At 61.4% G+C, this 24,977-nt stretch carries 19 protein-coding genes; 6 read left to right on the plus strand and 13 right to left on the minus strand.

The window, feature by feature from the left end; genetic code table 11:
* Positions 1-44: 44 nt before the first annotated feature.
* The 6 genes from M8997_RS12910 to M8997_RS12935 all read right to left on the minus strand — a co-directional run bounded on the left by M8997_RS12910 (position 45) and on the right by M8997_RS12935 (position 7,576).
* Entirely contained in the window at positions 45-1,133 is a 1,089-nt protein-coding gene (locus M8997_RS12910) for a hypothetical protein (RefSeq protein ID WP_250017297.1), read from the minus strand.
* Positions 1,134-1,150: 17 nt separating this feature from the next.
* Positions 1,151-2,650, minus strand: a complete 1,500-nt coding sequence (locus M8997_RS12915; protein WP_250017295.1) for a class I adenylate-forming enzyme family protein — start codon at positions 2,648-2,650, stop codon at positions 1,151-1,153.
* Between the two features lie 68 nt (positions 2,651-2,718).
* Entirely contained in the window at positions 2,719-4,458 is a 1,740-nt protein-coding gene (locus M8997_RS12920; RefSeq protein WP_250017284.1) for an ABC transporter permease subunit, read from the minus strand.
* Positions 4,455-5,531: an ABC transporter ATP-binding protein gene (locus M8997_RS12925; protein WP_250017282.1), complete on the minus strand. Its 1,077-nt coding sequence runs from the start codon at positions 5,529-5,531 to the stop codon at positions 4,455-4,457. Before M8997_RS12925 ends, M8997_RS12920 begins: the two co-directional genes overlap by 4 nt.
* Positions 5,532-5,653: 122 nt before the next feature.
* Positions 5,654-6,712, minus strand: coding sequence for an ABC transporter substrate-binding protein (locus M8997_RS12930; protein WP_250017279.1), 1,059 nt, complete (start codon positions 6,710-6,712; stop codon positions 5,654-5,656).
* 93 nt (positions 6,713-6,805) lie between these two features.
* Positions 6,806-7,576 carry an enoyl-CoA hydratase/isomerase family protein gene (locus tag M8997_RS12935; protein WP_250017268.1) on the minus strand — a complete coding sequence of 257 codons (771 nt, stop codon included), beginning with the start codon at positions 7,574-7,576 and terminating at the stop codon, positions 6,806-6,808.
* A gap of 201 nt (positions 7,577-7,777) precedes the next feature.
* On the opposite strand from M8997_RS12935, the gene M8997_RS12940 reads away from it, so the two are divergent.
* From M8997_RS12940 to lhgO, 5 genes are all read left to right on the plus strand, one after another.
* The gene (locus M8997_RS12940) at positions 7,778-8,560 is read left to right on the plus strand and encodes an IclR family transcriptional regulator (RefSeq protein WP_250017266.1); all 783 of its coding nucleotides are present in this window, start codon (positions 7,778-7,780) and stop codon (positions 8,558-8,560) included.
* Between the two features lie 104 nt (positions 8,561-8,664).
* A complete protein-coding gene (locus tag M8997_RS12945) occupies positions 8,665-8,973 on the plus strand; it encodes a (2Fe-2S)-binding protein (protein WP_250017256.1) in 309 nt (102 codons plus the stop codon).
* Positions 8,970-10,361: an FAD-dependent oxidoreductase gene (locus M8997_RS12950; RefSeq protein WP_250017253.1), complete on the plus strand. Its 1,392-nt coding sequence runs from the start codon at positions 8,970-8,972 to the stop codon at positions 10,359-10,361. The genes M8997_RS12945 and M8997_RS12950 overlap by 4 nt, the downstream gene beginning before the upstream one ends.
* Positions 10,358-11,515, plus strand: coding sequence for an FAD-binding oxidoreductase (locus tag M8997_RS12955; RefSeq protein WP_250017251.1), 1,158 nt, complete (start codon positions 10,358-10,360; stop codon positions 11,513-11,515). Before M8997_RS12950 ends, M8997_RS12955 begins: the two co-directional genes overlap by 4 nt.
* 77 nt (positions 11,516-11,592) lie before the next feature.
* On the plus strand, positions 11,593-12,804 hold the full coding sequence (lhgO, locus tag M8997_RS12960; RefSeq protein WP_371929571.1) for an L-2-hydroxyglutarate oxidase: 1,212 nt from the start codon (positions 11,593-11,595) through the stop codon (positions 12,802-12,804).
* Position 12,805: 1 nt separating this feature from the next.
* Here the strand turns inward: lhgO and M8997_RS12965 are convergent, their stop codons facing one another.
* The 6 genes from M8997_RS12965 to M8997_RS12990 all read right to left on the minus strand — a co-directional run bounded on the left by M8997_RS12965 (position 12,806) and on the right by M8997_RS12990 (position 19,651).
* A complete protein-coding gene (locus M8997_RS12965; RefSeq protein ID WP_250017249.1) occupies positions 12,806-14,446 on the minus strand; it encodes an ABC transporter ATP-binding protein in 1,641 nt (546 codons plus the stop codon).
* Positions 14,443-15,366, minus strand: coding sequence for an ABC transporter permease (locus M8997_RS12970; protein WP_250017247.1), 924 nt, complete (start codon positions 15,364-15,366; stop codon positions 14,443-14,445). The genes M8997_RS12965 and M8997_RS12970 overlap by 4 nt, the downstream gene beginning before the upstream one ends.
* A gap of 3 nt (positions 15,367-15,369) precedes the next feature.
* Complete coding sequence (locus tag M8997_RS12975; protein WP_250017245.1) at positions 15,370-16,284, minus strand: ABC transporter permease; 915 nt, start codon at positions 16,282-16,284, stop codon at positions 15,370-15,372.
* A 69-nt stretch (positions 16,285-16,353) separates the two neighbouring features.
* Positions 16,354-17,865, minus strand: a complete 1,512-nt coding sequence (locus tag M8997_RS12980) for an ABC transporter substrate-binding protein (protein ID WP_250017243.1) — start codon at positions 17,863-17,865, stop codon at positions 16,354-16,356.
* Positions 17,866-17,954: 89 nt separating this feature from the next.
* Positions 17,955-18,860, minus strand: coding sequence for a 5-dehydro-4-deoxyglucarate dehydratase (kdgD, locus tag M8997_RS12985; RefSeq protein WP_250017240.1), 906 nt, complete (start codon positions 18,858-18,860; stop codon positions 17,955-17,957).
* Positions 18,861-18,937: 77 nt separating this feature from the next.
* Entirely contained in the window at positions 18,938-19,651 is a 714-nt protein-coding gene (locus M8997_RS12990; RefSeq protein ID WP_250017238.1) for a FadR/GntR family transcriptional regulator, read from the minus strand.
* Positions 19,652-19,849: 198 nt separating this feature from the next.
* On the opposite strand from M8997_RS12990, the gene M8997_RS12995 reads away from it, so the two are divergent.
* Positions 19,850-20,389: a cysteine hydrolase family protein gene (locus M8997_RS12995; RefSeq protein ID WP_250017827.1), complete on the plus strand. Its 540-nt coding sequence runs from the start codon at positions 19,850-19,852 to the stop codon at positions 20,387-20,389.
* 193 nt (positions 20,390-20,582) lie between these two features.
* Here the strand turns inward: M8997_RS12995 and M8997_RS13000 are convergent, their stop codons facing one another.
* The gene (locus tag M8997_RS13000; protein WP_250017236.1) at positions 20,583-24,296 is read right to left on the minus strand and encodes an autotransporter outer membrane beta-barrel domain-containing protein; all 3,714 of its coding nucleotides are present in this window, start codon (positions 24,294-24,296) and stop codon (positions 20,583-20,585) included.
* Positions 24,297-24,977: the final 681 nt, after the last annotated feature.

Raw genomic sequence — 24,977 nt, forward strand, 5'->3', positions numbered from 1 at the left:
ATATCGTACCTATATTGCGTCTTTGTGACAGATATCCCCACGCTTTATTTCACGCTGGGAAGTTTGATGAGTCGATCGCGCAGTTGCAGAAAATCGGAACACACGCTTTCCAGATCGTCGAGGTCGAAACCATCCGCGTGGACGGAGCCTTCTTCAACGAGAAGCTCCCGCAACCTGCCATGATAGGTCGCTGCCCGACCATGAACGGTCAGTCCCCTGCGCTGTTCGAATGCCTCGTTCCAGGCAATGGCCTCGTCTGCAGTGATACCGCCCGGCAGATCGAGCACGAGTTCGCCGCCTTCAAGCCGAACGGGATAGCCCCCGGGAAGCCCGCTGGGCCCCGGCACGTGTCCGCGCCATTCCTGCCCGCCAATCAGCGCGAGAATGAGCGTTACACCTGACGCGCCTGATATCTCGATTGCAGGCTCCGGTGTCAGCTGACAGTCCTTGAAGGCGGCGAACGGATCTTCGATCTCTTCGTCCTCGATGAAGACGCGCGGCGCCGGGTGTCCGGCCCGCTCCTCGTGGCGCAAGCGCCACGGCGCGAGGCATTGATAATGAGCAATTACCCGCAGCTGGCCGGCGGGAAGGTGCGCCCGCTCACCGTCGAACACGTTCGACAGGATCGCGACATTGCCGGTGCCGCACAGGACCTTGTATCCCATGGCGGTGATCATGCCGTTGACGACATCCGGAAAAGAGCAATTTATAAGCCTGGTATCGGGCGATTTGTCGCTGATGGCCTTCGCCATCCGTGAGCTGATGAGCGCCTGAAACACCGCCGTGGCGCTCAGGCCACCATCGGCGACGAGATCGCTCCAGCGCGAACCGCGGTCGGAAATCACCGTCGAAGTCTGGATCGATGCCGCCTGCACCACCAGTCGCGGCCGACACAGCGCCAGAAGCGTTTCGCTCGCACCGGGCTCAAGCAGGTCGATCTGATGCGTTTCGAAACGCGCCGGGGTTCCGAACATCGCGGCGCGTGCATTTCCGGCGGTGCGCAACCAGTCGAGGCGCATCCGGTTGCGTCCGGCGATCATCACGGTGACCGGCGTCTTTGCCGTCGCCGCGATATCCAGCGCGATTCGCCCGGCAAACATGCCGGTGCCCGTGATAAGTACATCATGGCCCATCGATGGCTCTCCCCTGTTCATGGTGCCTTTTTCAATTGGGCGGCATCCCATCGTCCCTCCTGCCCCGTCGGCAGGAGATGTTTCTGGATGCGCTGGCTTGGTGTGCGCTGAAACTCGTTCACGACCTTGAAATAGCGCGGCCGCTGATGCGGAGCGAGACGCTCCGCCATCCAGCGCCATAGCTGATCGAGGTCGATCGTGGACTGGTCATGCGTCTGTATGAAAAGCAGTATGTCGTGCTCCCCCACTTCGCCCGGAACGCCGACCATGGCCGAGTCTACGACCTCCGGATGAAGATTGGCCACGGTCTCCACTTCGAATGCCGAGACGTTTTCGCCCTTGCAGCGCACCGAGTCGGTCATGCGCCCAAGGAAGAACAACATGCCGTCATCGTCCCACGAGCCGAGATCACCCGTATGAAACCCGTCCGGCTGCAGGGCCTTGGCAGTTGCCTCGGGGTTTCCGTAGTAGCCTTGCGTGATCGCACCCGGCAGACTGGTGCGCACGACGATCTCGCCGGGGCCTTCTCCGGGCTTCAGGGTACGGCCGTTCTCGTCCTTCAACTCGATCTCGAACCATGGCATGGCGCGCCCGACGGAGCCGACCACGCCATCATTGTTCCACGTCGTCAGGCTCGAACATTCGGTCATGCCGTAGCATTCGCGGATTTGCACAGCGAACCTTTGCTCGAAGGCGCGCCATGCTATCGGGGGGCAGCCACCGCCCCAGGCGATGCGCACCTTGTGGGCGCGCTCCCACGGACTCTCCGCCTGCTTGAGCAGAATTTGAATGATGCCGCCAAGGTGATGGATATGCGTGCAGCCCGCTTCCGCCACCTGTTGCCAGAAGCGCGACGCGCTGAAGCGGTCGGCAATCGTCAGATGCACGTTCCGCAACAGCGGCACCATCAGCACCTGCGCGCCGCCAATATGATAGAATGGTTCCCACACGAACAGGTTGTCGCCGGTCTTCATGTCGCCGCAGAGCACCACGCCCTGGGCCGCAAGCTCAAGCATCATATGGCTGACCATCACGCCCTTCGCCGGGCCGGTCGTACCGGAGGTGAACATGATCGATGCCAGGTCGCCGGGCTCGGGAAATTCGGCCGAAACGGGAAGTGCTGCAGCCGGCAGCTCGTCATTCTGCATCGGATCGACCGGAATGCCTTCAGCCTCGGCGCATTCGGAAAGGCGTGCCGTGACCTCGTGGTCACATATGATGAGCGATGGCCCCACGGTGCGGATGACATGGGCGAGCGATGCCCCGACCAGGGCCGGATTGACCGGCACCCAGACCAGGCCGGCGCGCAGCAGGCCGTGAATGATGGCGAGAGACGGCAGGCTGTTTGCCATCATCACGACGACCCTGTCGCCCTTGCGCAGGCCGCGATCATGATAGCGCTGGGCAAAGCCTTCCGCGGCGGTTGCGAGGGTCTGGAACGTTACCGGGCCGGAGCTGGTATTGGCGAAAATTCGGTTGGGTGTCTCGCGAGCGAGGGCTTGTAGGCGGCGGGCCAATCCTTGGATCTGCATGTTCAACGAAAACCTTGATATTTAGCGGATCGGCAGGGCGATCCTGACACATTTCACTTTTGAATCTTCTGGGCTGCGAGCAAGATGAGCATGACGAGGAGCATCACCACGACCGATACTGCGGCCAGTGTCGGATTGAGCTGCAGGAACATGTCGTCCCACATCTGTTTTGGAAGCGTCGTCTTCAGGCCGCCCGAAATGAAGATTGCGACCGTCAACTCGTCGAACGATGTGACGAAAGCAAACAGGGCTGCCGAAATGACGCCACCGCGCAGCAATGGCAGGGTGACACGGCGCAGGATCGTCAGGCGTCCCGCACCCAGCGTTTCGGCAGCCTGGTTCAGGCGCCAGTCATAGCTTTTCAGCACTGCTCCCACCGTTATGAAACAGTAGGGAATGGCAAGGAGCGTGTGGCCGATGACGAGGCCTGTATTGGTCGCGACCAGACCAAGCTGCGCCATCAGGTAGAACAGGCCCACGGCAATGACGATGCGCGGCACCACCATCGGAGCAAGCATCAGCGCAAAGATGGCGCCGTTCCACCGCGAACGGCTGCGCGCCAGGGCAAGGGCTGCCAGCCCACCCAGGACGGTGGCGAAGAGTGCCGTCGCGAAGGCGACGCCGAACGAGCGCAATGTTGCGGAAAGCCAGACCGGGGAGGTCAGATATTGCTCGAACCAGCGAAGCGAGTAGCCGGGGGGAGGAAATTGCAGCGAACTGGCCGAGGTGAAGGCGATGGGAAAGACGACGAAGATCGGCGCGATCAGAAATGTCAGCATCAGCACCGGATAGAGCCTGAAGCCGCGCTCCGTCGCTCCCGGACGGGTGTCGAACCGGTCGAACGGGCGGGAGAGGATCGCCATGGTCCTCAGTATTTTCTGGCCGGCGACGCGCAATGGGCCATTGCCTGGTGTCGTGCTGTCGGATCCGCCTCCTGAAATCGTCGACAGGCCGAAGAACCGGTTGTAGATCCAGATCGCGACCAGCGCCGCGACCACCATGAGGCTTGCGAGCACCGCTGCGAACGCCCAGTTCACGAGTTCCTGGACCTGCGTGATGATGGTCTGGGCAAGCATGGTCTGGCCACGGCCGCCGAGGAACGCCGGAACGATGAAGAAACCAAGCGAGGTGATGAAAGTCAGCAGGCCGGCGGCGGCAACTCCGGGAACCGAAAGCGGGAAGTAGACCAGCCAGAACCGTTCGGAACGACCTGCTCCCATGGTCCCCGCCGCCAGCGTGAGGCGCTTGTCGATACCGTTCATCACCGGCAGCATGGTCAAGACCGCAAGCGGCATCATCGCATGTACCATGCCGATGATCACGCCAAGCTCATTATACATCATCCGCAGCGGCCGATCGAGGAGGCCAATATCCATGAAAAGCGTGTTGAGGACGCCGCGATTGCCAAGCAGGATCATCCAGGCGAAGGTCTTGACGAGATAGGACGTCCAGAAGGGCAGCAGCACCAGCAAGGCCATGATCGTCTGGCGCGAGCTGTGCATCCTTGAGAGCCACAGCGCCAGTGGATAGCCGAGCAACACCGAAAAGACCGCCGTGAGAATGGCAATTCGGAACGTGATGCCGAGTATGCTCCAATAGACCGGCGTGGTCAGGAGCCGTTGGTAATGCTCCGTCGTGAGGCCGCCGGTTGCGCCGTCCTGAATGCCAAGAACGAACAGCCTTGCCATCGGAAACAGGAAGAACACCGCCAGAAGCGCGATGGCAGGAACGGCGAGCCAGATCGGCCCCAGCCGCACGGCCGCAGGACGCGGATTCGCGTGGGAAATGCTCATGCGACGACCCTCGCGGCCGCCTTCGGCCAATGCGTTACGATCTCCTGCCCGATAGAAGGTATTTCGCCAGCCGCATCATGGCGAAGCGTCAGGATACTGTCGTCGGGCAGGGCGACGAGCAACCGTGTCTCTACGCCGACATAGACCAGATCCGTCAAACGGCCGCGAACGCTGTCGAACTCGGCGCTCGTCGTCTCGCCGATACGCATGTGTTCCGGCCGCACCACAAGGGCAACCTCCCCCGCCTGGTTGCGCGACATGTCGCGTCCGCAAAACGTGCCGCCTGCCGTCCGCACCCTGGCGAACTCGCCGTCGCTTCCGTCACGCTTTCCCTTCAGCACGTTGGAATGGCCGATGAACGTCGCCGCGAAAAGGGTTTCCGGATTCGCATAAATCTGGTGCGGGCTGCCCAGCTGTTCGACCCGCGCATGGTTCATCACGCAGATCCTGTCCGACATGACCAGCGCTTCTTCCTGATCGTGCGTCACATAGATGACTGTCGTGGCATATTCCTTGTGCAGGCGCCGGATCTCGAGCTGCATATGCTCCCGCAACGCCTTGTCGAGCGCGCCGAGCGGCTCATCCATGAGGATCACATTCGGATTGAAGACGAAGCATCTTGCGAGCGCGACGCGCTGCTGCTGACCGCCGGACAATTCCTTGGGAAACCGGTGCGAGAACTTTTCGAGCTGCACCTTGCGCAAGGTTTCCTCGATCCGGCTGCGCACCTCGGCTGCCGAAAGCTTGCGCATCTGCAAGGGAAACGCCACGTTTTCGGCAACCGTCATGTGAGGAAACAGCGCATAGTGCTGGAAGACCATGCCCATGCCGCGCTCGTTGACGGGCCGGTAGGTCCAGTCCGCGCCATCGACCAGCAGACGGCCGGCACTTGGCTCGGCAAGTCCTGCCACCATCTGCAGAAGGGTTGTCTTGCCTGAGCCCGAAGGGCCCAGCAATGTCAGAAACTCCCCGTTCCGAACTGTCAGGCTCGTCGGTTCGAGCGCAGTGAAATTACCATACTGCTTTGACAGTCCTTCGAGGACGAGTTTGGCTTGCTGCTGGTCCGCTGTCATTGTCATTCCTAAATTCAACAGGATCGCATGCACGTTCGCCGGGGCGAACGCGCTGCTTCATTGATGCCTGGTACTGGTAAGGCAGGAAGGCTTGAACCAGGCCCGCCCTACCGCCATGAATGCTAGGCCAGAAGCCAGGCATTGAACCGTTCGCTGAGAGCCGCGCGGTGCTCCCGCCAATAGGGCTCCGACGCAAGCGACATCAATTTGAGATTATCGGGCGCCGTTGGCAGGATCGCAGCGCGTTCCGGTGCGATATGATCATAGGCACGCAGATTGGTCGGGCCATAGGCGAGATCGTCCGTGAACTTCGCCTGCATATCGGCCTGAGCACAGAACGCGACGAACTCGCGCGCCATGTCGGCCTTTGGATTTCCCTTGGGCACGCCCCAGCCCTCGATGGAATAGAGCCCGCCATTCCAGACGATCTTTGCGGGTGCGCCACCATCGATCGCGGCCTGGAAACGAGCATTCCAGCCGGCAATCAAGTCGATTTCGCCACTTTCGAGCAGCTGCGTCGATTGCGCGCCGCCCGTCCACCACACATCGATGCGGCTTTTGATTTCATCGAGCTTCTTGAACGCCCGCTCGACATCGAGCGGATAGAGGGCCTTGGCGTCGACACCATCCGCCATGAGCGCGATTTCCAGCGTGTCGATCGGGTTGCGGCGCAGCGAGCGCCGGCCCGGAAAGCGCTCGAAATCCCAGAACGCGTTCCAGCCCGTGGGAGCCTCGGTCACCGTATCGGTATTGTAGGCAAGGACCGTCGAATAGACGTCGGTGCCGAGCATGTTCGGATGCACGGCCTCGGGCATGACGTCGGCAACTTTGGCCTGGTCGAGGTTCAGGGGTTCGAGCAGGTCCTGTTCCTCGAGAATCAGCCGCGCGGACAATGTCAGCGTGCAGACATCCCAGATATAGGAACGCGTCTCCACGATCGACTTGAACTGCGCCGTCGGTTCTGCGTCACGCGCGACGCCGGTGATCGCAATACCGGTCGCGGCCGTGAACGGCTCGTAGAATGCCTTGCGATAGCCGTCGGTGAAAGGACCGCCCGGATCGGCAATGACGAGAGATTGATCGGCCCACGCCCGGCGCAGGAATGCGGGCGTGGCAAGAGCGGCCGCGCCTGCTGCGAGGAGTGTGCGGCGGTTGAGATTCAAAAGACCGGGCCTGGACATACTGTGTTCCTCTGAAGGTTGGCGCACCGTTTCGACGGTGTCTGTTAGGTTGGCAGATGGCAGTCGCCTCCCATTGCGACGACTGGTAGAAAATCAGGCTTTTCGGGCGGCTCTCTCGGCGAGGAATTTCTCCATCATCGCCTGCGGTTCGCCGGAGCTGTATGCTTCGCGCTGAATGCGGACGCCCGAACTCATGGCGTTCTCGAAGCCGGCCTCCGTCAGCTCGGCAAAGCGTCGACGGTTCAAGCGCATGGCAACGGGCGGCTTTCCGGCCAGATATTCGGCAAGTTCGAGCGCTTCGGACTGCACTTTGTCGGCGTCCACGATACGCGAGATCAGTCCGAACTCGAATGCTTCTTTCGCCTCGAGCATCCTGCCCGTCAGGGTCAGGTCGATGGTACGGGCAAGCCCGATGATTTCCCGCATGATCCAGCTGCCGGTAACGGTCGCGATGCCTGAATTGATCTCGGGCTGGCCCATCTTGACCCCCGCATGCGCGACCCGGAGATCACATAGCAAGGCAACCTGGAACGCCGAACCGGCGGCGATGCCGTTGAGTGCTGCGACGACCGGCTTGGAGCCATGCCGGAACAGATTGTAGAGCGCCTTCCATTCGGCCATCCATGACTCCGCACGGTCGGCATCGAAGCTCTTGCTCTCCGACAGGTCCTGCCCGGCGCCGAAGGCTCGGTCGCCCGCGCCGGTCAGGACGATGGCACCTACTTCTGCATCCGCCTCGGCCGCCTTCAAGGCCGCTATCAGCCGGTCCCGCATCGATGTGTTCCAGGCATTGAGCTTGTCCGGGCGATTTAGGGTCAGGCGACGAACACGGCCGATCGTTTCCACAATTACGAACTGTTCCAACAAGATTCTCCTATTGCATAGCAATAATTATTATTGCATAATGATACTGTGCAGCGAAGATAGGTCAAGGTAAAAATTTCACCGGAGCTTTTTGAAGGGTCGCCGAGGCCATCGCCCGGCAGGTCGAGTTGCCAAGCCGCACCATGATCGGCTTGAGTGGCGAGCGACTGCGTGGGCAGCGATTCGGACGGAGGAAATTGCATGAAAGACAAGACCGCCCAGCCAAAGAGGCCGGATCCGCTGATGGTGCAGTCGGTCGCCAAGGCGTTCAAGGTGCTCACCGTCTTCGACAAGCGGCACGCGTCCCTGACGATGTCGCAGATCGCGCAGTTCACCGACATGGATGTCAGCACGGCCCAGCGTTTCACCCACACGCTGACCCAACTGGGTTACCTGCGCAAGGATCCGGTTTCGCGCCAGTTCGAGCTGACGATCAAGACCCTGGATCTTGCCTATCATTACACCCGCAGTTCGCGGCTGGTCGATCGCGCCATGCCGGCCCTGCAGCACCTGAGCAAGGAGACCGAAGAGGCGGTCAGCCTGACCATTCTCGACGGCACCGAGATCGTGTTCGTCACGCGCTATTTGAGCCGGCAGATGCTCGCCACGGATGTCATCACCGGATCGAGGCTGCCGGCCTATTGCACCTCGCCCGGCAGGGCGATTCTTTCCCGACTGCCGGAGACGGACGTCGCCAACATTCTCGCCGACACCGAGTTCAAGGCGTACACGCCATCGACGCCTTCATCACCCGAGGTGGTCGTCGCGCTCCTGAACGAAGCCCGCGACAAGGGCTTTGCCGCGGCATTCGAGGAAATCTACCACGGCGACGCATCGATTGCCGCGCCGATCACCGGGCCGGATGGCAATGTCATCGCAGCCGTGAGCGTCGCCGTTCCGCTGGCGCGCTTCAGCCGCGAGGTCATTCTGGACACATTTCCGAAACTGGTCATCGCGGCGGCAAGGTCGATCTCGTTCGGCTAGCCAATTTCGGCTAGCCAAATTCGGCCAGCCGAATTCGGATTGACAGCACCCGGCTTTGGCTTTCACTTTATGCGATATAACTTATTGGATAGCAATAAACCGGCATGATCGCTGCACCGCTCCTTCACCCGATAAACACCCGTCGACCGGACATTGTCATTCGTTTCGATGGCCAGGACGTTGCTGCCTGTGCCGGCGAAACGCTGCTTACAGCCCTGCTTTGCGCCGGGTTGACGACCGGGCGTTCCGAATTCGACCAGGCGCCGCGCGCGGGTTTCTGCCTCATGGGGGCATGCCAGGATTGTACCGTGTGGACCCGTGCAGGGCGTCGCTTGCGGGCGTGCATGGTGGAGGTCACACCGGGCCTTGATTTATGCTCCTCCGCTGCCGCGGCGCGGGAGGCATTGACGTGAGCGACGCCGAACTTCCTCCCGTCATCGTCGGAGCAGGCCCGGCGGGACTGGCAAGTGCGGCGACCCTCGTCAAGGCGGGCCTGCGCCCGATCATTCTCGACGAGGCGGCAAGGCCCGGCGGCCAGGGCACGCGTCGTCTGGCACCGGCGATGCGATCAATGTCGCAGCGATTGATGGGTGGCAATGCGACCGCACGAACGGCACGCCGGGAACGTGACGAGGATGACATTCTGCGCGCATGCGACTGGCGTCCGGGAAGTCTTGTCTGGGGGGTCTTCGGCAATCGTCTCGAGATGCTGCGGAATGGCGTTCACGACAGTCTCGAATTCAGCCAGTTGATGATTTCCCCCGGTGCGACCGATCGTATCATGGCGCTGCCCGGCTGGACGCTGCCGGGCGTATATTCGCTCGGCGGCGCGCAAGTGGCGCTCAAGCACCACGCCGCATTGATCGGGCAATCGGTCGTCATGGCAGGCTCGTCCCCCCTGCTCTATCTGGCGGCTGCGCAATATGCCCGCATGGGCGTCAAGCGCCTCGTGGTCGTTGACACGACATCGACAAGGGACAAGCTCAAGGCTGGCCTTGGCATGGCGCTGACCGCGCCCGGCACCCTGCTCGAAGGCATATCGCTTTTGCTGGAACTGCGGCGTCTCGGCGTGCGGACGATCACCGGAGCAAGCCTGCGGCGCATCATCGGCGAAGAGCGGGCGGAAGCGCTGGAAATCCGGCGCTCCGACGGTACTGTCGAGCGCATTTCCTGCGACGCCGTCGCCTATGGCCATGGGCTGCGGCCGGAAACCCAGCTGGCAGAACTCGCCGGCGCAGAATTCCGCTTCGATCCGGTCTTGCGCAACTGGTTTCCCGTCATCGACAGCGACGGACGCGCCGGGCCCCGTCTCTGGCTGGCCGGGGACGGTGCACGCACCGGTGGACGGGTCGCGGCGGCGAAGAGCGGGCGCCTCGCTGCCCTTTCCATGCTGGAAGCGCGCGGCGAGCTTCCACAATCAACCGATCGGGAGGCTCTGCGCCGATCCATCGTCCGGCTGAGACAATTCCAGACCCATATGGCGAAGGCATTTCGATGGCCGCACGAATATGCCGCCACATTGCCCGACGATACCATCGTCTGCCGATGTGAACGCGTCCATGCCGGTGAAATTCGGGCGGCAATCCGCAAGATTGCCGGGCCCGCCGAGATCAACCGCGTGAAAGCCATCACCCGTTGCGGCATGGGCCGGTGCCAGGGGCGCTTCTGCAGCCAGACCTTGCAGGAACTGACGGCGGCAACCGCTGACCTGCCGGTCAGCGATGTCGGCCGCATTCGCGCGCAGGCGCCGGTCAAGCCGATCCCCATCTCTGCCAGCCAGCCGGAAACGGTTCAGCCATGAACGCCGCACATTATGACGTTGCGATTGTCGGTGGCGGCCTGTTCGGTTGCTTCAGCGGCTTCTTTCTTGCCCGCATGGGCAAGAGGGTGGCGATCGTCGAACGCGGTCATGTCGGCGCGCAATCGAGCGGCGCAAACTTCGGCGGCCTGCGCCTGCAGGGTCGATCCCTCAGCCAGTATCCCCTGTCGCTCCTTGCACAGACCCATTGGGAAGATTTCGACGAACTCATCGGCGAAGGCTGCGAGTTCGACCGGAATGGCATGGTCTATTTCGCCCATACGCCAGCCGGCAAGGAGAGGCTGCTCGCCTATGCGGCGACCTCCCGCGCATGCGGGTTGGACATATCGATCTGGGAAGGTGCGGAACTCAAGCAAAATCTGCCATGGCTTGCCGATACGGCCGTGATTGCCTCCCATTCGCCGCGCTGCGCCGTTGCCAATCCGAGGCTGGCGACCCCCGCCGTCGCCCGGGCGATGCTGCGCCATGGCGGCACCCTGTTCCAGCACACCGAGATCGTCAGGACGACCCGCGCCGGCGACCTCTTTACATTGGAATGCAGCGATGGCCGGAAAATCTCCGCATCGAAGCTGGTCAATGCCGCGGGCGGCTGGGCCAAGGCCATATGCGAACAGTTCGACGAAGCGGTGCCCTTGTTTTCCGCAGGACCGCCTCAATTCGTCACCGAGCCCCTGCCCTACACGCTCAAGCCTTCCGTCTACGCGATCGAGGGCGATATGATCATCCGCCAGATCCCGCGCGGCAATTATATTTTTGCCGGCTATCCGCGCACGCTGGCCAACGAGGACGGCGAGCATACTTTCGTACCGCCTCACAAAACCTTGAACGGCATGCGTGCCGTCGCGACCCATATTCCGTCGCTGAGAAACGCCGATATCATCAGGGTATGGTCGGGTGTCGAGGGCTATTTGCCCGATATGCTGCCGGTCGTCGGCGAAAGCCAGACCACGCCGGGGCTTTTCCATGCTTTCGGCGCGAGTGGCGGCGGATTTCAGATCGCGCCCGCAGTCGGCGAGTGCCTGGCGCAGATCATCTGCGATCAGAACCCGTCCGTCGATCTTGCGCCATATTCGATCTCCCGTTTCCGGACAGAAGTCGAGAAAAGCGAAAAACTGCTGCGTGAATTCGACGCCTGACGCCGATTGGCGTGCTGGATTGACGTATTGCGCAATGGCCGCGATGCTTTGTACGCTCGCAGGCATCGGGGGGAAACGTGAAATACGACTATTGCGTAATCGGCGGCGGCATCGTCGGCCTCGCCACTGCGATGCGGCTTCTGGAGAACCGGCCGGGCAGCAGCCTGATCGTGCTGGAAAAGGAAGACGCGCTCGGAAAACACCAGACCGGCCACAATAGCGGCGTCATCCACGCCGGCATCTACTATCCGCCCGGCAGTCTCAAGGCCGAGCTCTGCCGCAAGGGTGCCACCGCAACCAAGGAATTCTGCGAGCAGAACGGTATCCGCTACGAGATCTGCGGCAAGCTTCTCGTCGCCACGACCGACGTGGAAGTGGCCCGCATGGATGCGCTTTATGAGCGATCGAAGCAGAACACGATAGAGGTGCACCGGGTCTCCGCTGGCGAACTTGCGGAGCGCGAGCCGAACATTGTCGGCAAGGGCGCGCTATTCGTGCCTGCGACGGGTATCGTCAGCTATCTCGATATCTGCGCGGCGATGGGAGAGCGCATCACGGCGCTTGGCGGCGAAGTCCGGCTTTCCACCCGGGTGACGAGCATTCGCGAAAAGATCGATCACGTCGAGATCGGCAGCGACGATCTCGATTGGCGGGCAAACGAGCTTGTCGTGTGCGCCGGATTGCAGTCCGATCGGCTGGCGCGGCTCGCCGGTCTCGCCATCGATCACCGGATCGTGCCCTTCCGCGGAGAATATTATCGCCTTCCCGCCGACAAGAACGACATTGTCCGGCATCTCATCTACCCCATTCCCGATCCGGCGCTGCCTTTTCTCGGCATCCATCTTACCCGGATGATCGACGGCAGCGTTACCGTCGGCCCGAACGCGGTTATCGGGTTTGCCCGGGAAGGATATGCCCGGCTTTCATTGGACCTGGCGGATCTCGGCGATTACGCATTCTTCCCCGGCTTCTGGAAGACCGTCTTCGCCAACCGCCGTTCCGCTGCCGCCGAACTTCGGAACTCCCTGTGGAAGCCGGGATATCTTGCCGAGTGCCGGCGCTATTGCCCCGGCCTCGAGACAGGCGACCTGCTCCCGCATGAAGCGGGAATCCGCGCACAGGCCGTCAAGCGTGACGGCACGCTTGTGCACGACTTCCTTTTTGCCCAGACGGACAGGATGCTGCATGTTTGCAACGCCCCTTCCCCGGCCGCGACTTCAGCCATTCCGATCGCCGAGATGATCGCTTCACGCCTCGCCTCGATCAGGCAGCGGCAGGTTGCTCAATAGATCAGGCTGTTTCAAGCCATTTCGGGACCGGCGTGGCGTCCAGCAGACTGCGCGTATAGGCCTGGCTCGGATTGCCGAAGATGGTCGAAGTTGGCCCCTCTTCGACGACCACGCCCTGTTTCATGACCAGAATACGGTCCGCGAAATGACGTACGATCGGCAGATCATGGGTGATGAAGATATAGGACAGGCCGAGCCGGGTCCGCAGGTCGGCGAGCAGGTCGATGATTTGGGCCTGGATGGAAACATCGAGCGCAGACACCGCTTCGTCGCAGATGACGAGTTCCGGTTCGCTTGCAAGTGCGCGGGCGATCGCGATCCTTTGCCGCTGGCCGCCGGAAAACTGGTGCGGATAGCGATCCGCATGTTCCGGCTTCAGGCCGACGAGTTCGAGCAGCTCGGCGACGCGATCTCTCCATCTGGCCCTCGGCAGGATGTCGGCATGGATGGACCAGGGTTCGGCGATGATCGCCCGCACGGTCATGCGCGGGTTCATCGAACCGTACGGGTCCTGAAACACCATCTGGACCTTGCGGCGATAGGCGCGCAGGCCGCGCTCCTCCATGGCAAAGACGTCCTCGCCATTGAAAATGGCCTTGCCGGCGGTCGGCTCGTTCAACCTCAGCAGCATGCGCGCCACGCTGGATTTGCCTGACCCGGATTCGCCGACTATGCCGAGCGTTTCGCCCTTGCTGACCTCGAAACTCACATCCTTGACGGCGAGAAATGACTTCTTCCTGCCAAAAAGCCCGGATGAGACGACATATTCCTTCGTCAGGTTTTCAACCCGCAGAACCGTTTCTCCCGAATTCGTCGTGGAACGCCGGTTCGAGCTTTCCGCCGCGTCGCCATGCGGCAACGCCGAAATCAGCTTCTGCGTATAGGCGTGACGGGGTTTGGTGAAGACCTTTCTTGCCTCTCCCGCCTCGACGATCGTGCCCCGGTTCATGACTATGACCCTGTCGGCCATCGAGGCGGCAACCTCCAGATCGTGCGTAATGAGGATCAGCGCCATTCCCGTCTCGCCTTGCAGATCACGCAGCAGATCGAGGATTTGCGCCTGAACGCTGACATCGAGCGCCGTTGTCGGTTCGTCGGCGATCAGCAGGTCCGGTTGCAATGCGATCGCCATCGCGATCATCACGCGTTGCCGCTGGCCGCCGGAAAACTGGTGCGGGTATTGGTCGATCCTGGCTTCGGGCTCGGGAATGCCGACGCGCTTCAGCAGATCCATGGCGCGTTCGCGGGCCGCTCTGCCACTGGCAACGCCATGGCTCTCGAATATTTCGCAGATCTGCCGTCCGACCGTGTAGACCGGATTGAGATATGCCAGCGGATCCTGAAAGATCATCGCGATCCGCCGGCCATTGATGACCCGGCGCGCCTCGCCCTGCAGGCCATCGATGCGGGCGCCGTCGAAGGATATGCGTCCGCGCACGATATCGCCCGGCGGCCGGTCGATCAGGTCCATCACCGCGCTGGTACTGACGCTCTTGCCCGAACCGCTCTCGCCGAGGATCACCAGTGTTTCGCCGCGCCTGACCTCGAAGGACACACCGTCGACGGCCCTCGCCGGAGCTCCGTCGGAGAGGAAATCCACCGTCAGGTCCTCAACGGAAAGAATGGGTGCCAACTCGTTCATCTGGACGCCTTTCTCAGGCTCTGGAGACGCCAACGCTGCTGCGGGTCCGCCATGGTTCTCGCCCAGCTGGAAAGCAGGTTGAGGGAAAGGGTGGTCAAAAGGATCGCCAGGCCGGGCCAGAACGATATCCACCAGGCAGTGGCGAGATAGCCACGGCCATTGGCGACCATGGCGCCCCAGGTGAACTCCGGCGGCTGAATGCCCAGCCCGAGGAAGCTCAGCGAGGATTCGGCCAGGATGACCGTTGCGAAATCGATTGCCGCTATGGTCAGGAGCGTCGGCAGCGCCATGGGTGCGATGTGGCGGAGAACGATCCGAAGCGGCCGGGCGCCCATGGATTTCGCCGCGCTTACGAACATCCGCTCACGCAGTTCCAGCACCTCCGCGCGCGTGGTCCGCAGGTAGATCGGTATGCGCGTCAGGGCGAGGACGATGATCAGGTTGGAAATGCTTGGCCCGAGCGTATAGAGCACGATGAGGGCGAGCAGCAGCGACGGAAAGCTCATGATGATATCGGCCAGACGCTGGATCACCTGGCTGTACCAGCGTTCGCTGTAGCCGGCGACCAGCCCAAGCACGCCGCCGACCAGCATGGAAGTCACGACCGCCGCAAGCGCGATGCCAAGGGTGTTCTGCGCGCCGACAACCAGCCGCGCCAGGATTGGACGCCCAAGCGTGTCGGCGCCAAGGAAATAGAGCCAGCCATGGTCGAGGGAAAACGGCGGCAGGTTGCGCTGGCGCAAACCGAGTTTCGCCGCCATGTCACCGATCAGCAGTGGTCCGGCGAGCGTCGCTATGGCCAGTATCACCAGAAATATGGCGGCTGCCAGAGCCAGCCTGTCGCGCTTCAGGCAGTTGAAGAAGGTCCGGGCGCGCCCTGCCGGATCGGAGGCTGATGCTGCGTTGGTGATTGCGGTCATGGGTTAATACCGGATTCTTGGGTCGAGCACCGCGTAAAGAATATCGATGCAGATATTCAGGATGAAGATCGCGGTTGCGGTGACCAGAATGGTTGATTGGACGACGGCGAAATCGCGCTGGATGATGGCGTCGATCATCAGCTTGCCGATGCCCGGCCAGCCGAAGACGGTTTCGACGATGACCGCGCCGTTGATGAGGCCCGAGGTGAGGTCGCCGGCGACGGTGATGACGGGGAGCAGCGAGTTCCTGAGCGCATGCCCGAAGATGATCTTTTGCCGGGGCAGGCCCTTGGCCCTCGCCGTCTTGATGTAGGGAGAGGCGAGCGCCGCGAGCATGGCGCCGCGAACGACCTGCACCAGCAATCCGAAAGGCCGGAGCATCAGCACGAAGATGGGCAGGATCCAGTGGAGATAGCTGCCCGTGCCCGATGTCGGCAGCAGCTCGAAGGTGACGGCAAAGACCAGTATCCCGACGATCGCGACCCAGAAATCCGGCGCGCTGGCGCCCGAAAGGGAGACGAGCGTCACCGCGCGGTCGAACAGGCCGCCCGGCCTCGCGGCAGCGAGCGACCCGGCGACGAGCGCGAGGATGGTGGAGAGAGCCATCGCCACGACGGCAAGCTTCAGCGTCTGGGGGAAAGCCTCGAGCGCGACCGCCATTGCCGAACGGTTCTGGCGGACGGATTCGCCGAAATCGAGACTGAGCAGATCGCGCAGATATTGCAGGAACTGCCAGTAGACAGGCTGATCGAACCCGTGCAGCCTGGCGAATGCCGCCCGCGCTTCGGCCGTCGAATCGAGAGGCAGGAACAGCGATGAGGGATCGCCGGTCAGACGCGTGAGAAAGAAGACCAGCGCGAGCAGGCCCATGACCGAAATGATGCTGTGCGATGCGCGCCTGCCGATAAAACTTAACATGACCTTGCCTTCGGCTGTAGCTGGAAAAACCGGGAGCGCAGGTCCGGACGGCCCGCGCTCCCGCCGGTATCAGTCCCTGATGCGGATATGGGCGAGCGGAATTTCGCTGTTGGTCGTAATGTCCGGCTTCCAGTCGAGCCGCTTGCCGACACGCGTATATCCGATCATGTGAAACATCGGGATGTCGGACACGACATCCGTGCGCGCCTTGGTAAAGATCGCCTTGAAAGCCTTCATGCGGTCTTCCCCCGTGGCGGCCAGCGCCTTGTCGATTTCCGCATCAAGGGCGGGGTCCGATACGGTCGAATACTGGCCGGTCGAGCGGTAGAAGATCGGGATGGTGAATGCGGCATCGCCCTTGTTGTTGTCGTGCATCATCTGCAACAGGGTCGCGCCACGCTCTTCAGGATAGGGCTTCTGCAGATACCGAATCCAGTCGGCAACGTCGAGCATGGTCAGCTTCACATTGAGCCCGGCCGCCTGCCACATCGCCGCCATGGCCTCCATGGCCTCGCCGCCATTGGGATAGATTCCATTGCGGCCGATCAGGACTATTTCCGTATCGACAGGCACGCCGGCGGCTTTCGCCTCCGCGACGAGTTCGGCCGCCTTGTCCGGATCGTACTCCCAGGCCTGCAGGCTGTCGTCGTGGCCGTTGATGCCCGGCACGACCATCTGCGATGCACGCTTGACGTCCACGCCGAACAACGCCTTCAGGCCATCCCAATCGATCGCCAGATTGAGCGCCTTGCGCACGCGCAGATCGTCGAGCGGCGGCTTGGACATGTCGATCCGCATCGCGGTCGTTTCCGAGTTCAGATAGGAGAAATCGGTCTCGGGGTTGGTCGCGTCCTGGGTGGCGATCGATGGCGTCAGGTCGGCTTCGCCGGTTTCGACCATCGCCGCCCGGATCGACGATTCCGATCTCCAGACATAGGTCGCCTTTTCGATTTCAGGCTTCTCGCCCCAATAGCCGTCGAACCGGTCCATCGTGACCGTTTGCGTATCGAAGGAGGCCAATTTGAACGGACCGGTGCCGACAGGATCGTTGACGGGCTTGTCTACCGGCGTATTGGGCGAAACCACCATCACCACGCTGAGCAGCGTCGGCAGGATCGGTTCAGGCCGGTCGGACCTGATATCGAGAGTGAGGTCGTCGACCGGCGTTGCCTCGAGCTTCCGGTCGCCGAATTTCGCCATGTTGTTGCATGTCAGTGCGCCGCCGGTCATGCGCTTGATGGAAAAGGCGACCGCTTTCGCGTCCATGGCCGTTCCGTCCTGAAACTTGACGCCCGGCCTGAGCTTGATGCGCCATGTCATGTCGTCGGTGCGGGCCCATTCCGTCGCCAGCTTTGGCTGCGGCAGGCCCGTCGCGGCATCGATGACGGTCAGCGCTTCCGTGACGTTCTGGCTTAGAATCTGCCCGACATTGGTGATGATCGTGCCGCAGGGTTCCAGATTGGCGGGCTGCTCCGGCAGGACGATCTTGATCGCTTTCCCGGCCTCCTGGCCATATGCCATCCCGGACGTCGTAGCCATGAGCGCCATGGCAATGACAGCGATACTGTGCCTCGTTTTCATACTGTCTCCTCCCATTGTGTTCAAACTTTCGAATGGCACATCGTGCTGCCTTTCGACCGAGCCGAAGTACCGCAGGCTCCCTCCTGCGGTTAAACGCCTGCGCTCTCTATGAGCTTTGCCAGCATGTCCTTTTCCTCGGGCCTGAGATTGGTCAGGGGCGGCCGCACAGGCCCCGGCGTCCTGCCGATGAGTTCGACCCCCGCCTTGATGATGGAAACCGGATAGCCCACTTCGCGATCGCGGATCCTGGCGAATTCGAAGAAGAAGCCATCGAGAATGGCTGCCATCGTCGCCCGGTCTTCGGCGCGCATGGCCCTGTAGAACCGCTGCGCCAGCTGAGGCACGAAGTTGAAGACGGCCGACGAATAGGTGGTGACGCCCACGGCATTGAATGCCTCGGCAAACAGCTCGTGCGTCGGCATGCCGCCGATGTAGCAAAGACGGTCGCCAAGCTTCGCCGTGACGTTGCGAACGAGATCGACCTTGCCGGTTCCGTCCTTGAAGCCGATCAGATTGGGACATGCGTCGGCGAGCCGCGCCACCGTGTCCGCATTGGCGACGGAATTGGCCCGGTTATATATGATCACGCCCAGGCCCGTCGCGTCGCAGACGGCTTTCACATGCTGGTAGATGCCTTCCTGCGGCGCGCCGATGAGGTAATGCGGCAGAAGCAGCAGCCCGTCCGCGCCCGCCTTTTCGGCCCGGCGCGCAACGTCCTTTGCAAGCTCGATCCCGTATCCGCAGCCCGAAATGATCGGCACATCGCCCGACACTTCTTTCGCCGCCCTGGTGACCTCGCCCACTTCTTCCGGCGACAGGGAAAAGAACTCGCCGGTGCCACCCGCCGCAAAAAGCGCTGCGGCATCGAAGCTGGACAGCCAGGCCACGTGCTCGCGGTAGCTGGCAAGGTTCAGCCGAAGGTCACTGTCGAAGTGCGTGACCGGAAATGACAGCAAGCCTGACGACAGCCGCAACTTGATTTCTTCTGGCGACATTTCAACTCCCGTTATAGATAAGATGTCTTGCGACAAGTCATATTATGACACGGGAGGAACTGTCAACTGGCTTTGCGTCAGACGATCTTTCGGCTCGCCAGTCCGCGATAGCGCTTGATGCCGCCGAGAAGATGCCGCCGCATCGCGTCCCGCGCCTGCTCGGGGTCCCGTGCGAGGATGGCATCCACCACCTCCGCATGTTCGGCGAGCAGGATACGGTCGCGGTTGGGCAACGGATCGATTCCACCCATCGCCTTGCGGAACTTCACGCGGGGAATGATCCGGCGGCCTATATGCGCCAGGAACGTCTTGAACCTGACATTGTTCGTTGCGCTGGCGATAGCCATGTGGAAATGGAAATCCGCCTCGTCGGTGGACTCGCCATCGGCGACAAGCTGGGCGAAAATGTCCAGCTGCGCCTGTATTTCGGCCTCCTGGGCCGGCGAACTGCGAAGCGCCGCAAGCCCCGCCGCCTCGACCTCTATGCCGATGCGCAGCTCGAGTTCCTCGATAATATCGGAAATCTTGTCGGTGGCGGCGGTGAAGAGCGCAAGGGTCTCGGAGGGTTGCTTCGGGCCAAGCACGAATACCCCGACACCGTGGCGCGATTCCAGCAGTCCGTCTGCCCGGAGCGCCGCTATCGCCTCGCGAATGACGGTGCGGCTGAAGCCGAATTTTTCGACGAGCACCGGTTCGATCGGCAATTTGTCTCCCGGCGCATAATCGCCGCCTTCGATCTGCCTGCGCAACTCATCGGCAACTTTCCAGGCAAGCGTCTTTTTGGCACCCATGCTGTCCGCCATAACCATCCGCACTCCATTGTTTGGCATCAAACTACATGATCTCAATTGGTCGGGGAACAAAAAAGTATGACTGTGTGGCAGTCATCATACTTCTCCGACCGTATGGGATTATGCCTGAATGGCTCTGGCGGTTTGTGTCGCTGCCTGTATCATCACTCGACTCGCATCGATCAGAAAGGAATTTCCATGAACCGCCGCGCCGTCGTCATCGTCGATTTCCAGAACGATTATCTCCCTTCCGGCAAATGGGCGCTGGCGGGGATTGAAGCCGCCGTGGATAACGCCGCCAGGGTCGTTGCCGCGGCGCGCGCCGCAGGAACGCCCGTCGTCCACGTTCGCCACGAGAGCGGGCCGGACGCTCCGTTTTTCGTCGCCGGAACCAGTGGTGCGGAAATCATTCCGGCCGTGGCGCCAAGAGACGGCGAGCCGGTGGTGACGAAAAACTATCCCAACGCCTTTCGGGATACGAACCTCAAGGCTCTCCTGGATGCGGAAAACATCAAGGAAGTGGCGATCGTCGGCGCCATGACGCATATGTGCATCGATGCAACGGCTCGCGCGGCTGCTGATTTCGGCTACAGCGTGCTTGTTGCCCACGACGCGACCGCCAGCCGCGACGTGGAGTTTGGCGGAAAAACGATCCCGGCCGCCGACACCCATGCAGCCTTTCTAGCGGCCCTTGGCTTTGCCTATGGCAAAGTCGTCGCGTCAGACGAGCTGATCTAGGCTCGCCGGGCCGATACCAGCGGCGTCAGAATGGCTGGACGCCGCTCCTGCATCCGGGCTCGGCCATGAGCTTGCCTATTGGATTATAAACGGCAAGTGAAATTGGCCCTTCAAACCGAATTCCGCATAGGGCTGGCATTTCGGCAGCGCCCGTATCGCCGCCTTGAACCTGGCTCGGCGCCGTTCAATGCGATTACCATATGGCCTTGAAGCCGGCATTGCCGGTGAGCGAATAGCTGCCGCCGATGTCGTCAAGGCTGGTATTGACCGTGCCGCGGCCAAAGATCGAATATCGGGCGTCGTCCCAGTCAAACGAACCGCCGAGGCCGATGCCGCCCCATAGATCGTCCCTCCCCGAGACAAAGCTGACATTCTCGATCTTGACGTTCGTGCCCTCAAGGAACTCGTAATAGAGGTTTGCGACGCCGGAGAACTGTACCCTGTCCGCGAGGCCGCGGTCGTTCTGCCATGAGCGCTCATGATCCACGGAAATGCCAAGGCGGCCCTGCAGGCTGCGCGCCATTTCAAGCCTGATGTTCGAGCCGAATCCATCCTTGAAATCGTCGAAATCGACGCTCGAATAGGTGAGCTGGGCCTGCGGCGTCACCGACCAGCGCCCGGCGATTGCGAAGCGCTTGCCGCTTTCCAGCGATAGCGCGAAACCGATCGCGTCATTGCCGTCGATGAGCCCGCCGCCGCGAGCCGATGTCGTCAGGTCGGTATTGTACCAGGTCACCTGCGCCAGGCTGTCGACATAGAAGCCGCCATTGCCCCGGAACGTCAGCGTGCCGCCAAAGCCATAGCCCTCGGTCGAGATTTCGGCATCGGCATAGGCGCCCGAACGGGTACTCGCATTGCCGCGGACATAGTGCACGAACACGCCGCCGGTCATGCTCCCATGTTCGTTGTCGATCATCATGCCATCGATGCCGGCCTGCAACTTGAGCATATCCTGCTCGAAACCGGTTGCGGTGATCGACGACCGGGCCGCGATATGTTCCCGCCCGCCTTCGATGCCGCCCCAGAGATGGCCGCTGCCATGGGCGCCTGCATCTTCGGTGCGGTCGCTCCCTTCCGCCTGGAAGCGGCCGCCCAGACGCTGCTGCAACGTGCCGACGCCGTTCAGCCCGAGCAGCGCTTGCGGATAGGCCTCATAGGCCGGCGATCCGACGTGATATTCCGGCGCGGAGACCGGTTCGGGACTCATCTCCGGACTGGAAGCCGGTTGCGGCTCTTCCGCAGCCGGCACGGGGCTCGGACCGGCGTCGGAACCGGCGTTCACATCCGCCTCCGATACGGGCGCTTCCGGCGCGTCGGGCGCAGGGATTTCAGGCGCATGCGTTTCCGGCGCAAGCACTTCGGGTACAGGCACTTCGGGCACAGGCGTTTCAGATACCAGAATTTCAGGTGCAGGCGCGTCGGGCGCGGCGACTTCAGGCGCACGCGTTTCCGGCGCAAGCACTTCAGGTGCTGGCACTTCAGGCGCAAGGACCTGATGCACACGCACTTCAGGTGCGATTGTGGCGCTCTCCGCCGCATCGGCTTTCAGTGCCGCCGAGCGCAGATACCAATCCTTCGGGTCGGTGCCGGAGGCATTGTTCTTGTGCAGCCGGTATGTGTAGGCGCCGGCCACCACATAGTCGCCCTCGAGGGCGAATATGCCCTCGGACGCGCCATCGATGGCGATGATCTCGATACCCTCGGTTGTCCTCGCGCCCATTCCGCCGGCATTGCTTACGCGAACCGTCGAAGAGCCGGACGTATTGCCACGGACAATCAGCCTGTCGGTCGCCGAATCGTCGCCGGACAATGCGGTTTCCAGCAGCACGACGCCGTCCCGGCTGTCGAGATCGCCGGCAATGGTCAGCGTTCCAATCGAATTGCCCGGCGCGATCATTGCTCCACGCTCGAGCCGTATGCTGCCGACCTGCCCGGAACCGCCAAGGACGGCACCTTCGGCTATCTTGAGGCGCCCGCCGAGAACAGCCGGTTTTGCCGGATCGCCGACAAGCAGGCTGCCGCCGGCGATCAATGTATCTCCCTTGAATCCGGAACTATCGCCATCGAGCAGCAGAGCTCCCTGGCCATGCTTGACGAAACTGCCTGCGCCGGCGATCCGCCCTGAATAGACGGAAGCCTGCTTCTGATCCATCTGCAGTGTTGCAGCGGCACCGATCTGGACATTGCCGTGGAACCTGCCCGCATCGGCCAGAAGCTTTCCCTGCTCTATCGACCAATCCAACGCCGAGCTACCCTCGAGCGCCAGATCGGCGACGCCCTTTTTGACCATCTTTCCGGCTTGTTTCTTGACGATCTTGCCGGTTTGCGCACCATCGATGGCAGTAATGTCACCGCCGAAGATTGCGTTGCCGGACTGCTCGAATATCACCGTCCCCGCATTGGCGATATCTCCCGCGATCGAGCCCGCCGCGCCCTCGAGCGTGCCACCCCGGACGATCGTCGCGGCATATTTGTTGCCGGTGTTCCCGAGATGCAGGACGCCGCCGCCGCTTTTGATCAGCGTCCCCGCTCCGGTGACCGCGCCGGTCAGGTCCAGCCTGTCGGTGCGGCTAACGTCGAACAGCCCGGTTGTTTCTATCGCGATATTTCTGCCCATCGAGAAATTTCCGCGTGCCTCCAGTCCGCCGTCCTTCATATCGAGCTGCGCGGCAGCTGCGCCGAGATTGCTGTCCGACGATATTCGCAGGGCCCCGCGCTCGATCGTCGTGCTGCCGGAGTAGCTGTTGTTACCGGACAGTTCCAGCGTGCCGGGCCCGCGCTTGGTCAGTCCTCCGGGGCCGGAAATATCGTTCTTCCATCTATCCCTTGCGCCGAAATCCGCCACGTCCAGTTTCGGATCGATCGATTGGTCCACGATCATCGTCTCGCGGAAATAGGCCGGCCCATGATGCGCGGCAGCCAGATTGATCAGGCCCCAGCGGGAATCCGGGTGTTTCTTGGTGACCAGCCATCCGGCCGACGACGTTTCGGGAAATGCGGTACTTGCCAGGATTTCCAATCTCTGCTGCTCGTTCAGATAGGGAAAGCGGAGACGGAGCAGATTTGCCGCCATCTTTGGCAGCTGGCCGGGCAACAAGGCCGCCGGCGTCGCAGTCGAAGCGCCATAGGAGCCCATCGGGAACCCGCTTTTGGCGTTCTCGTTGAAAAGCGGCGTAGATTCACGTTCAAGACACTCGCGCAGCGCCTGCGCGCACAGGCCAATCAGATCGCGTCGCAGCGCTTTGCTTTGCCGCGCGAAAGCGCCGGCCATCCAGTCATCGGAGAGCAGTTGCGCCGCCGTGCTGTAGGTGCCGATGCGCGAGGCGATGGTATCGGTCGGGAAATGCGCTCCGACGACCACCCTGCTTTCCGCATATTGATCGCCGCGGGAATGGATTTCCGCGCCGCGCTCGGGGAACAGGATGGCCAGGGCGAGCGCCTGATCGTAACCTCTCCAGGAATGGCCGCTTGGAAAGGACGAGCCCTTTATGTCCTCATATTCTTTCTTATATCGGCCTTGACGGTCGAGCACCTCTTTTGGACGTCCCCGCAGGAATTCATCCTTCAGGAGAGACGCCGAAGATTTGTTGGCAGCGTCGATCACCTCTTTGGCGAATATATAGCTCTGATGTTGGTCGAGCTTCGCCTTGGTGGAAAGCGAACCGAGAGCTGTCGGGAGGAAGCTCTGGTAGAGATAGGGCTCTTTTTCATCTTTATCCGACTCGGCGAGAATCTTCCGTGCACCCGGTATGGCCTGGTATTGCAGGCTTTTCTTGCGATCGAGTTCGGCAAAGCTGGTCCCGGATAGGGGATAGTCCTTCAGGATTTTCTTCTTGAGATACTTGAACCAGCCCTCCCGTTCCTTTTCGATGTATTCGAGGGCAACCTGCAGGTCGTTTGCATGCAAAGACGGAGCAGATTGAAAAAATACAGAGCCTGCCAGTATGATGGCACTCAATCGCCGAAACATAATCAATATCCTGAAATTCAAATAAACCGATCAAATATGACTGCGTTAACGCGTCAGTTTATCAATTGGATGACAAGGGAATGATATTCCGCCGGCGAACAAGCCCAGCATGAGGGGATTGATTGCATAAGCAAAATCTGCACCACGCCCGCGCAATCGCGTCTGGTCATTGAAAAAGGGGGGGGGAGACGGGCGGTCTTCAGCGCGTCAGTATTATATCAGGGTCGAGGTCCGAAGACCGCCCGCGACGTCTTTGCCTGCCATTGTCACGTTTGTCAGACGCAACAACCCGGAAAACGAAGCGCTACCTCCGTTTCCATCTGCAGTTTGCCGGCCAATCGGGTTTGTCACTTCCGATCGTCCGGCAACGCCATCCTTTCCCAGCTTGTCGAAACAGCTCCGGAAGCTGCTCCCCCACTGGAAAGGATTTGTGCAGAATACCCCGGCTTCAAACAGGGGGGATAAGTTTTTTTGCGTGCCGGAAGGAAGAATGAGCGAAATCATTGGCTTACAGGGCAAAATATTCTTTTAGGCCGAAAATCTATCCCACCGCATGGGCCAGTTTGCCCCCGTTCATGGCCCGGAAAACAAGCGATGGCAATAATGTACCGCGTGCCA

It is taken from the genome of Phyllobacterium sp. 21LDTY02-6 (assembly GCF_023554255.2).
GTDB lineage: Bacteria > Pseudomonadota > Alphaproteobacteria > Rhizobiales > Rhizobiaceae > Phyllobacterium.

What these genes read in the sequence shown, in the direction of transcription:
- M8997_RS12940 (WP_250017266.1), top strand. Translation starts at nt 7,778, where the DNA reads ATGAAAGACAAGACCGCCCAGCCAAAGAGGCCGGATCCGCTGATGGTG.
- M8997_RS12930 (WP_250017279.1), bottom strand. Translation starts at nt 6,712, where the DNA reads ATGTCCAGGCCCGGTCTTTTGAATCTCAACCGCCGCACACTCCTCGCA.
- kdgD (WP_250017240.1), bottom strand. Translation starts at nt 18,860, where the DNA reads ATGTCGCCAGAAGAAATCAAGTTGCGGCTGTCGTCAGGCTTGCTGTCA.
- M8997_RS12910 (WP_250017297.1), bottom strand. Translation starts at nt 1,133, where the DNA reads ATGGGCCATGATGTACTTATCACGGGCACCGGCATGTTTGCCGGGCGA.
- M8997_RS12955 (WP_250017251.1), top strand. Translation starts at nt 10,358, where the DNA reads ATGAACGCCGCACATTATGACGTTGCGATTGTCGGTGGCGGCCTGTTC.
- M8997_RS12975 (WP_250017245.1), bottom strand. Translation starts at nt 16,284, where the DNA reads ATGTTAAGTTTTATCGGCAGGCGCGCATCGCACAGCATCATTTCGGTC.
- M8997_RS12970 (WP_250017247.1), bottom strand. Translation starts at nt 15,366, where the DNA reads ATGACCGCAATCACCAACGCAGCATCAGCCTCCGATCCGGCAGGGCGC.
- M8997_RS12980 (WP_250017243.1), bottom strand. Translation starts at nt 17,865, where the DNA reads ATGAAAACGAGGCACAGTATCGCTGTCATTGCCATGGCGCTCATGGCT.
- M8997_RS12990 (WP_250017238.1), bottom strand. Translation starts at nt 19,651, where the DNA reads ATGGGTGCCAAAAAGACGCTTGCCTGGAAAGTTGCCGATGAGTTGCGC.
- M8997_RS12920 (WP_250017284.1), bottom strand. Translation starts at nt 4,458, where the DNA reads ATGAGCATTTCCCACGCGAATCCGCGTCCTGCGGCCGTGCGGCTGGGG.
- M8997_RS12965 (WP_250017249.1), bottom strand. Translation starts at nt 14,446, where the DNA reads ATGAACGAGTTGGCACCCATTCTTTCCGTTGAGGACCTGACGGTGGAT.
- M8997_RS12945 (WP_250017256.1), top strand. Translation starts at nt 8,665, where the DNA reads ATGATCGCTGCACCGCTCCTTCACCCGATAAACACCCGTCGACCGGAC.
- M8997_RS12925 (WP_250017282.1), bottom strand. Translation starts at nt 5,531, where the DNA reads ATGACAGCGGACCAGCAGCAAGCCAAACTCGTCCTCGAAGGACTGTCA.
- M8997_RS12995 (WP_250017827.1), top strand. Translation starts at nt 19,850, where the DNA reads ATGAACCGCCGCGCCGTCGTCATCGTCGATTTCCAGAACGATTATCTC.